Source organism: Mesorhizobium sp. M7A.T.Ca.US.000.02.2.1 (genome assembly GCF_003996995.1).
Classification (GTDB): Bacteria; Pseudomonadota; Alphaproteobacteria; order Rhizobiales; family Rhizobiaceae; genus Mesorhizobium.
On record NZ_RZTT01000265.1, the window covers coordinates 1 to 8,678 of the forward strand.

Consider the following 8,678-nt stretch of genomic DNA (forward strand, 5'->3'; position numbering starts at 1 on the left):
GAGGGGGTCGGTTCGACCGGACGCGACTCCCTGTTCCGAGACAGACAAAGTCGGCGCTCCACGCGCGGCGACCCCCTCTGGCCTGCCGGCCATCTCCCCCTCGAGGGGGGAGATACCTGCCGCCGGCCCATTTCTAACTCTCAACAAAGGAACATCACATGACAGATCTGGCAGACGCCGGGTCCGTGGCGGCGCGTGCGCAGCCGGCGGGCAACCCGGCACAGTCACCGGCAGGCGCGGACAACGGGTCCGCCGCGCCTGGCGGCAAAAGTTGGTTTGACGGTCTTTCCGAAGGCAACCGCAAGCTCGCTGAAACCAAGGGCTGGACCAAGCCTGAAAGCCTCGATCGGGTTTTCACATCCTATGCGGAGTTGGAGCGGCAGCAGGGTGAGAGCCTGCGCGTTCCCGCCCCGGACGCGCCTCGGGAAGACTGGGACCGGTTTCATGCCCGGCTGCCCGAGACCATGCGTCCGGTCACCTCTTCCGAGAAGGTCGAATACCTCAGGCCGGAAGGTCTGCCGGAGAACTTCGCCTATTCGGACGAACTCGCTCAGGCGTCCAAAGCCTGGGCGGTCGAGGCGGGTGCCTCGCCGAAGACCGCGCAGGCCTATCACGACAGGTTCGTCGGCTACATGGCCGAGCAGGCCAAGCATCAGGAGATCGCGCTGGCCCGCTCGGTGGAAGCCACCCATGACGAGCTTGTCAGGGACTGGGGACCGATCGACAGCGACGGCTTTCGCCAGAGACTGGAGGTCGCCAACCGGGCGATGAAGAAGCTCGGCCTGGTCGATGCCTACAAGGCGAAGGGCATCCTTCTGCCTGATGGGGCGCTGACCGATCCGCAGATCGCCAGGGCGTTCCAGGCGATCGGCGAGGCGATGTTCCGGGAAGACACGATCGACGGCGGTGCTTCTTTCGGCGGAGCCAATCCGTTCAAGCGCAACGCCGCCGGCGAACGCAACCTGACCGATATTTCAGCCCTCGTCAAAAGCGACCCCGCCCGCGCCCGGCGGCTGGCACGCGAGGCGGGGGAAAATCCCGATCGCTGGATGCCCAACAACCCGCGCTGACGATCGATCAGCCGCACTGAAACGCCCCCTCATCCGGCCGCTTCGCGTCCACCTTCTCCCCGCCGGGGAGAAGAGGCGCGCCGACGTCGCAAGTCTCCTCTCCCCCCGGGGAGAGGTCAGCCGAGCGAAGCGGAGGCTGGGTAGGGGCGCCCGCCGCCAACCCAAACCTGAAGGAAGAGAAAAATGGCAGATGCCTATACCCGTATCGCGGACGCGATCGTTCCGTCCGTCTATGCGCAATATGCTTTCGAGGAGCATGTCCAGTCGCTCGAGATCTACCAGGCCGGAATCCTGTTTTCCGACCCGGCCATCTCCTCGAAACTGTCGATGGGCGGCCGCTCCGTCGACATGCCCGGCTGGAAGGATCTCGGCAACGACCCGTCCGAACCGGTCAACGACGATCCGGCCGATTCCATCGAGATGAAGAAGATCGGCTCGCGCCGCGAGGTCGCCGCCCGCAATGTCCGCGCCCAGGCGTGGGGCGTTCCGGACCTGACCTCGATCCTGGCGGGCGACGATCCGCAGAAGCTGATCGTCAAGCGGCAGACCGAGTACTGGCAGCGCGCCAATAAGCTGACCCTGCTCGGCATCCTGAAAGGCGTCGTCGCCGATAACATCGCCAATGACGGCGGCGATCTTGTGCGCACCACCGGCGCCTCCATCGTTGACACCGACATCATCGAGGCCGCCTATCTGATGGGCGACCGCGCGGACAAGTTCAAGACGATCTGGATGCACTCCAAGCAGATGAAGGCGCTGAAGCTCGCCGACCTCATCGACTATGTGCCGTCTTCCGAGCAGGGCGGACCGCTGATCCCCTACTACATGGGTCTGCGCGCCGTGGTCGACGACGACATCCCGGTGACGGCGGGCGTCTACACCGCCTTCATGTTCAAGGACAAGGCGATCCTGTGGAACGAACTGCCGGTCAACACCGAGGGCGGCCCGCTGGAGTTCGACCGCAAACCGCGCCAGGGCCATGGCGGCGGCGTTACCGAAATGGTCGGCCGCCGGCATTTTGTGCCGCATGTGCCCGGCACCCGCTTCCTCGACGCCTCCTCGGCCGGCGAGTTCGCCACCGATGCGGAACTGGCGCTGGCGGCGAACTGGGACCGCACCGCGTCGAGCGTCAAGAACATGACGTTCATCGCGCTGAAGACGACCGAGGCCTGATAGGACCGAGGTGGAGGGCGGGGGCGATGCGCTCCCGCTTCTTTTCTAAACTTGGCGCCGGCCATGTTCCGATCCTGGCGTGACAAACAGAGCCGGAATCCGTCGCCGGCACAGGATTGGCCCGCCGAATCAATGCGTGGGCAACACGCTCGTTGGCGGCCTCTCCAAAATCCGGATCCGACGAAGGCATCGGCCTCGAGCGCCATTGCCGGCCGTGCCGCAGCGGCCGGGTGATTTTCGGCGGTTCAGCCCTCAGTGCTTCGTGAGCAGGAAACAGCCATGGTACACATCATCCCCCTTTCCATTGGCCAGCGCCGGCTCGATACCGGCAATGCGGCGCAATATCCCCAGGGATCGCCGATCGGCGGCGCCATGCAGGGGCTTGGCGACCAGTTTTCCGCTGTCGCCGAGCGCTACCAGCAGATGAAGGATCAGCAGGAGGCGTTCGACGCCGAGCTTGCGCGGCGGCGGTTCAACGGACGGATCGCGCAGGCGGAAGACGAGGCGGCAGCGAATGCGCCGCCCGACGGCGCCGGCCTGTATGAGGCCATGTACGGCCAGGTCGACCCGCGTAACGGCCAGGTGGTCAAATCAGGCCTGTTCGACACGCTGTTCGATGATGCCTTGCCTGGCCTGCCCGAGAGCCAGCGCGCCAACTTCGCCAGGCAGAAGGAAGCGATGCGTGCGGTTGGCGCGCGGCGCATGGCGCAGCGGCAGCTCCAGCAGCGCAAGGACTACGAGCAGGCGCAGGTCGACACGGCGCTCAAGACCACCGCCATCGCCATCGGCAACGCCGATCCCGACGATCCTGGTCACCTTCGAAGCAGCCCGCCAAGAAGGACTCGACCTGATCGACAAGATGGGGCTCGACCCCGGGAACAGACAGCAGAAGGTGAAGGACTGGTTCGGCACCGCGGCCAAGACGCGTTTCGAGGCGCTGATCGCCAAGGATCCGAAGCGCGCGCTGGAGGCGTTTGGTGTCAGGACCCCGGAAGAGTCTTCGGGAGACGTTCAGCCGATCACTTGGGTTCTTGCCTCGGGCAGATCAGAGGCGGCTGCCGCGAAAGGCGATCGCGTTGGCAAGCTCACGCCAGACGAGCGCGTGGCGCAGGCGTTTGGGGACATTGCTCCGGCGCCTGATACGGCGATCAAGCCCGCAACCGACCATCTCGCCGACCTGTCTCCAGATGACATTCAGCGGCTGATCAACCAGGCACACGCCGCGAATACGGCCCAATTGATCGAGGCGCGCACCAACATCGCTCTCGCTGCGCAGAACGCCCCGAACGCGATCGCCAATACGGGAAGCTATTCCGGCAAGATGCCCAGCCCCGCCGACTTCGCCGCCGTCTATGGCGCTGAGGAGGGCGGCGATCGGTACCAAGACTTCAGCTTGAAGATGGATGTCGGTCGCCAAGCCTTTGGCATGCGGACGATGCCCAACCAGGCGATCCACGCAGCGCTGCGCGATGCGGAGCCTGGGCCGGTCGGCTCCAACGAAGAGGAGACACGGTATCGGGTTACGGCTGCCGCTGCGCTCAAGACCCTGGACATGAGGCGGGCGGACCCTGCTGGCTACGTCCGCGAGGTCTTCCCCAATGTCGACGCCGCGTGGAGGGCGGCAACGAGCCCGGACGGCAACGATCCGGCTGCCTATCAAGTCGCAATTGCCCGTTCTATTGCTGCTCAAGAACAGTTGGATTTTGAGATCATCCAACCCTTGCCAAATTCATTCTCGGCCGATCCGACCAACACATTAGATATCCGTGAACTGCTGCACCATGCGACCGACACGGGAGCAGGTACACTAGATGCATCAACAGATGCGTCCGAACCGAATTCGGGGAGCGGGCAACGTTCTGAGGCGTTGGAGAACCAGCAGACCCAAGCCGCGTCCGTAATTTATGAACAAAATGAGAACATCTATCCTTCCGTCGAGGTAGCTGGTATATCAAAGTCAGTCGCAAGGAATTTGTGTATCGACTTTTGCACCAACGCCACACTGCCCACCGGCACGTACGACGGAGCACCATTTCACTATTGTATGGCCAGGTGTATGGAAAATTACGGGCATTGAAGGATGAATTAAATGGCAGACAATCTCCGCAGAGATGATGCAGAGGCTATTGTGCAATTAATTCTTGGCACATCTAAGGCTATGAATGAATTCTTGCTTGAGAGAAGGGATTCAAGGAGTAAAGAAGAATTCGATTTCCTCAAAAAGGTCGTTGGAAGGCTGATGGGATTTCAATATTTCGAAGTGGTTGAAGTTGTTGGTAGTAATTATAAAGACATTGTAGAAAGATTGCATGGATCGGCGTCTAATTTAAAATTCGATTTTCCCGATATAAATAGGTGATGAGAAGATATTATTATTTTGAGCCAGAGGTGTCTGGCGGTTTTGGTGACAACGTCATTTTGGACGCTAGTGTTCATCCTCCTCTCATAACTCGTTTGCATTATGAGTTTGATGGATGGCTGGGCGGCGTCGTTTCCATGCTATCTTATCACCGAAGATGTGAAAGAGAAAATTGTCAAGGGTGAATTTTCAGGCGTAACCTTCGACAAGGTCGAGGTGACCACTTCTGCAACCGGACCAGAAGCTTCCGCCGTTCGTATGGCTGAAAGTGAACGGGGAGGCTGGCCGCGATGATTTCAGAATCGCGAGAGATCTCCGCCTCGTCGTTTCCGAGCGCGTTCTCGATGCCCTCAAGCCATTGGAGATCTCCAATGCCTTGATAGAACCGTTTGAAGCGTTTTGATGTATTCTTAGCCTTGGCGGCTCTTTGGGGGGCGGTGTTGAAGCGATGGATTGCTGGCCTGAGGGCGAAATTCGCCGAAGCGACACGTGAGGCGGCACGGGGGCATCCGACCAACGGATCGACCGGATACTTTAAAATAAGGCCGAACGTCGCTGGCGGGATCGGCGAAAACACCGTTCTCGACTCGAGCGTCCATCCGCCAATCGTGACCAGGCTTCACTATGTGGTAGAGGGCTGGTTCGGTGATGTGATCGTTGCGACATTCCCCTGTTTTCTCGTCACTGAGGAAACCCAGCGCGCACTGCAGAAGATGGGCTTTTAAGGTGCGACGTTCGCCGACGCCGAGGTGACTACCTCGGAAGAGTGTCAAGAGGATCAACCCGGGCTGGAGCTGCCACCTTTCGTGTGGCTGAAAGTAAATGGGAAAGCTGGCCGCGACGATTTCGGGATCGCGATACCCTTCCGCCTTGTCATTTCGAAACGCATTCTCGATCTGCTGGAATCGCTGGGAATACCGTTTGCAGTGGTCGAGCCTTACGAACAGTAACGGGATTACGCTTTTGAATTGCGATGACGGCTCATTTTTGTCGGCCGCACCCATGTGACTGCAGTGAATCTTCAGACCGAGAACTGGAAATAGTGCACTGTCACGCAATTCCTCATGGGAACGGCATCGCTCCGGGGTCGCGCCCGACGAAATCGCGCGCCTTGCCCTGGAGGCCGGACTACTTCAGACTTCACTACCTCCGGCAATGATCTTTCACGAGAAAAGAAAATGAAGAAAGTGATGGTTCTGACGACCGCAACTATCTTGGTGGCTGCTGCAACTTTTGTTTATTGCAGCCCTCTTCTCGTCAAGCTTGAGACGGACGGATTTGTGGGCGGAACGCTGGAAATTGCAGGCACCAAACTGGATGAAGCGGCAGGATCTGGAACGACGTACCACCTCGTTTTCGTGAATGAGGAATCCAGCGCGAGCGTTTCTTGCAGCAAAGATGGGAAAGTTACAAGCCGGGATGGATATCTATCTCCATGGCTTGGGTGGTACGTAAGTTTCCATCTTTCGAATTGCTCGATTAGTGGATTTCGTCCGGTATTTTAAGGGTTGGAATCACGAATGACAGTGAGATGCCGGAGATCTCGCGCGTTTTGTCGATAGCATGTCCGGACTGAGACTTGGAAAATAGTGCGCTGCCGCCGTAATTCCTCGTTCTGACAATATTTCTTCGCGCCCCCTCCGTCCTGCCGGCTTTCGTCATTCGGAAAGCCAAGCAGTTGGCTTTCCGTCCGCTACGCGGATCACTCTTCAACCCCACGAAGGGAGATCGGAGGGGGTCGTAGAGCACGATCTCTGAATATTGCCATCTAAACCCCAGCCGCTTCGCAGCGGCTTTTTTCATGCCCGGAGAAAATCATGACCCGACCCACATGGACGAGGCGCTGACCCATGGCCATCACCCCGCTCGATATCGCCAACATGGCGCTGGCCGTGCTCGACGAGGCACCAATCGACAGCCTCGACCAGGACGTCAAGGCAGCGCGCTTGCTGAACCTGCATTTCGACCTCGCACGGGAAGCAGAGCTCACCAAATGCGCCTGGGTGTTCGCGATCCTGCGCGCCACGGTTGCCGGGGCGGACACCGGCAGCGATTGCGGCTTGACCTTTGCCTACGAACTGCCGGCCGACTGCCTGCGGCCGCTGCCGCTGACCCACAATGGCGAGCCGGACGGCGCGCCGATTTCGTGGCGCCAGGAGGCGGGGCTGATCTATTCCGACCAGTCCGGCCCGCTGACCATCCGGTACGTCGCCAACCTCACCGATCCCAACGACTGGGATGCGCTGTTCACCGAGGTCCTGGTGGCGGCGCTTGCCATCAAGGTCGCACATCCGCTGACCCACAAATCGGGCATGATCGACATTGCCCGCTCTGCCTATGACCGGGCGCTGGAGGCGGCGCTGAGCGCCAACGCCGTCCAGCGCGGCGGCCGGCTCTACACCGCGTCCTGGTCCAGCCAGCGCGGCGACAGCAGGCCCGGCAATAACAGGATTGCGCGCTGATGACGACGCTGTACCCGATCCAGGACGTCTTCACCCGCGGCGAAATCTCGCCGCGCCTGCATGCACGCGCCTCGCTCGACTTCTATCGGGCGGCGCTGGCCAAATGCGAGAACTTCATCACCCTGCCGCATGGCGGCATCCGCAAGCGCGGCGGCACCTATTTTGCCGGCGAGGTGAAGATTTCCGCGAAGACGACGCGGCTGATCCCGTTCATCTTCTCGGCCGATCAAGCCTATGCGCTCGAATTCGGCGATCGGTACATCCGCGTCCATGCCTATGGCGCGCGCGTCGGCGCGGTGGAGGTCGCCTCGCCCTATCTCGAGGCGGACCTGTTCGAGCTCGCCTATGTGCAATCGGCCGACCAGATGTGGATCACTCACCGGGACCATCCGCCCAAGGTGCTGACCCGCAGCGCGCATACAGCGTGGGCTCTGACGGATTTCGAATTCCTCGACGGTCCCTACGACCCGGTCAATGACACAGCGACAACGCTGACGCCGTCCGATACCGGGCATCTGACGCCGCGGATGACCAGCAACACGACCCCTTCCGGCACCGCTTCCACCGGCAGCGGCAGCGCCTCTGCCTGGCAGATGTTCGACCGCGACAAGACGCAGGATATCGAAATTGCGAGCGGCGGCGACGGTTACATCCGGTTCCGCAATGCCGGCGGCGCTCAGCGCGTGGTCGATGCCTACTGGATCACCACGTCGCGGCTGGCAACGGGCGATTACGATTTCTTCACTGCTTGGGAATTGCAGGGTTCCAATGATGGCACCAACTGGGTCACCCTGGACACGCGTACGGGCGAACTCGGCTGGGGCAATGGCGAGACCCGCTTCTACGACTTCACGAACAAATCGGCGTTCGAATACCATCAGTTGGTGTTCAGCGGCGGCGGTGGAGACGATGCAGTTGTCACCGTCTCGGCCGAGTTAGCGATGCATATCGCCGCTTTCGATCAGACGCCGTTCGATCTCACGGCGTCCTCAACCATCGGCATCAACAACGACACCGGATTTCAGGTCTCTGATGTCGGTCGATCCATTCGCCTTCTAGGAGCTGACGGCATCTGGCGCTGGGCCAGGATCACCAGTCGCACCGGCACGACGGTCGTCAAGATCATTCTCTAGGGCCATGCGCTGCCGAACATGAACCCGATCACGCGCTGGCGGCTCGGCACCTTCGTGCCCGGCAAGTACGTCGAAAGCGGGTCGCTCTACGAGGAGCGGCTGGCCTTCAGCCGCAAATTCTCGGTCTATGCCTCGGCCACCGGCGACTTCGACAATTTTGCACTGGGCGAGAAGGACGACGACGCTCTGGAGTTCGTCCAGGCCGGCGGCGGCCAGGCCAACGACATCGTCTGGATCGCTGACAGCGACGGCGCGCTTCTGATCGGCACCTCAGGTGGCATCCGCGCTCTGTCGGGCTCGGGCATCGACGAGGCGCTGACGCCATCCTCGTTCAAGAACCGGCGCTCGCGTACCTTCGGCTGCGCCCGCATCCGCCCAGTCGATGCCGGCCAGTCGTTCCTCTATGTCACACGCTCGCGCAAATCGATCGCCGAGCTGACGCAGACGGCGCAGAGCCGTTTTGCTTCGGACGATGTCGGCC

General features: G+C 60.9%; 10 protein-coding genes and 1 pseudogene. 10 read left to right on the forward strand and 1 reads right to left on the reverse strand.

What is annotated here, in order from left to right:
- Positions 1-158: 158 nt before the first annotated feature.
- Both EOD15_RS22560 and EOD15_RS22565 read left to right on the forward strand, forming a co-directional pair.
- Complete coding sequence (locus tag EOD15_RS22560; RefSeq protein WP_127408834.1) at positions 159-1,070, forward strand: hypothetical protein; 912 nt, start codon at positions 159-161, stop codon at positions 1,068-1,070.
- Between the two features lie 183 nt (positions 1,071-1,253).
- Positions 1,254-2,243, forward strand: coding sequence for a hypothetical protein (locus EOD15_RS22565; RefSeq protein ID WP_027052511.1), 990 nt, complete (start codon positions 1,254-1,256; stop codon positions 2,241-2,243).
- A gap of 591 nt (positions 2,244-2,834) precedes the next feature.
- On the opposite strand, the gene EOD15_RS35865 is transcribed toward EOD15_RS22565, so the two are convergent.
- Positions 2,835-3,059 carry a hypothetical protein gene (locus tag EOD15_RS35865; protein WP_185929036.1) on the reverse strand — a complete coding sequence of 75 codons (225 nt, stop codon included), beginning with the start codon at positions 3,057-3,059 and terminating at the stop codon, positions 2,835-2,837.
- A 43-nt stretch (positions 3,060-3,102) separates the two neighbouring features.
- Between EOD15_RS35865 and EOD15_RS35870 the strand changes: the two genes are divergently transcribed.
- The 8 genes and pseudogenes from EOD15_RS35870 to EOD15_RS36880 form a co-directional block, all read left to right on the forward strand.
- Entirely contained in the window at positions 3,103-4,320 is a 1,218-nt protein-coding gene (locus EOD15_RS35870) for a hypothetical protein (protein ID WP_185929038.1), read from the forward strand.
- A 12-nt stretch (positions 4,321-4,332) separates the two neighbouring features.
- The gene (locus tag EOD15_RS22575) at positions 4,333-4,602 is read left to right on the forward strand and encodes a hypothetical protein (RefSeq protein ID WP_127322603.1); all 270 of its coding nucleotides are present in this window, start codon (positions 4,333-4,335) and stop codon (positions 4,600-4,602) included.
- Between the two features lie 111 nt (positions 4,603-4,713).
- Positions 4,714-4,896: a hypothetical protein gene (locus tag EOD15_RS36870; RefSeq protein ID WP_245463737.1), complete on the forward strand. Its 183-nt coding sequence runs from the start codon at positions 4,714-4,716 to the stop codon at positions 4,894-4,896.
- A gap of 95 nt (positions 4,897-4,991) precedes the next feature.
- Positions 4,992-5,327, forward strand: a complete 336-nt coding sequence (locus EOD15_RS36875) for a hypothetical protein (protein WP_245463738.1) — start codon at positions 4,992-4,994, stop codon at positions 5,325-5,327.
- A 453-nt stretch (positions 5,328-5,780) separates the two neighbouring features.
- Entirely contained in the window at positions 5,781-6,107 is a 327-nt protein-coding gene (locus tag EOD15_RS22590) for a hypothetical protein (protein WP_127206771.1), read from the forward strand.
- 345 nt (positions 6,108-6,452) lie between these two features.
- A complete protein-coding gene (locus EOD15_RS22595; RefSeq protein ID WP_127408835.1) occupies positions 6,453-7,064 on the forward strand; it encodes a hypothetical protein in 612 nt (203 codons plus the stop codon).
- Positions 7,064-8,197, forward strand: a complete 1,134-nt coding sequence (locus EOD15_RS22600) for a hypothetical protein (RefSeq protein WP_245463739.1) — start codon at positions 7,064-7,066, stop codon at positions 8,195-8,197. Before EOD15_RS22595 ends, EOD15_RS22600 begins: the two co-directional genes overlap by 1 nt.
- An 18-nt stretch (positions 8,198-8,215) precedes the next feature.
- Positions 8,216-8,678, forward strand: a pseudogene (locus EOD15_RS36880) (hypothetical protein); the annotation flags it as partial.

Coding starts and splice junctions, on each gene's coding strand:
- EOD15_RS22560 (WP_127408834.1), top strand. CDS start 159: ATGACAGATCTGGCAGACGCCGGGTCCGTGGCGGCGCGTGCGCAGCCG.
- EOD15_RS22565 (WP_027052511.1), top strand. CDS start 1,254: ATGGCAGATGCCTATACCCGTATCGCGGACGCGATCGTTCCGTCCGTC.
- EOD15_RS35870 (WP_185929038.1), top strand. CDS start 3,103: ATGGGGCTCGACCCCGGGAACAGACAGCAGAAGGTGAAGGACTGGTTC.
- EOD15_RS22575 (WP_127322603.1), top strand. CDS start 4,333: ATGGCAGACAATCTCCGCAGAGATGATGCAGAGGCTATTGTGCAATTA.
- EOD15_RS36870 (WP_245463737.1), top strand. CDS start 4,714: ATGGATGGCTGGGCGGCGTCGTTTCCATGCTATCTTATCACCGAAGAT.
- EOD15_RS22590 (WP_127206771.1), top strand. CDS start 5,781: ATGAAGAAAGTGATGGTTCTGACGACCGCAACTATCTTGGTGGCTGCT.
- EOD15_RS22595 (WP_127408835.1), top strand. CDS start 6,453: ATGGCCATCACCCCGCTCGATATCGCCAACATGGCGCTGGCCGTGCTC.
- EOD15_RS22600 (WP_245463739.1), top strand. CDS start 7,064: ATGACGACGCTGTACCCGATCCAGGACGTCTTCACCCGCGGCGAAATC.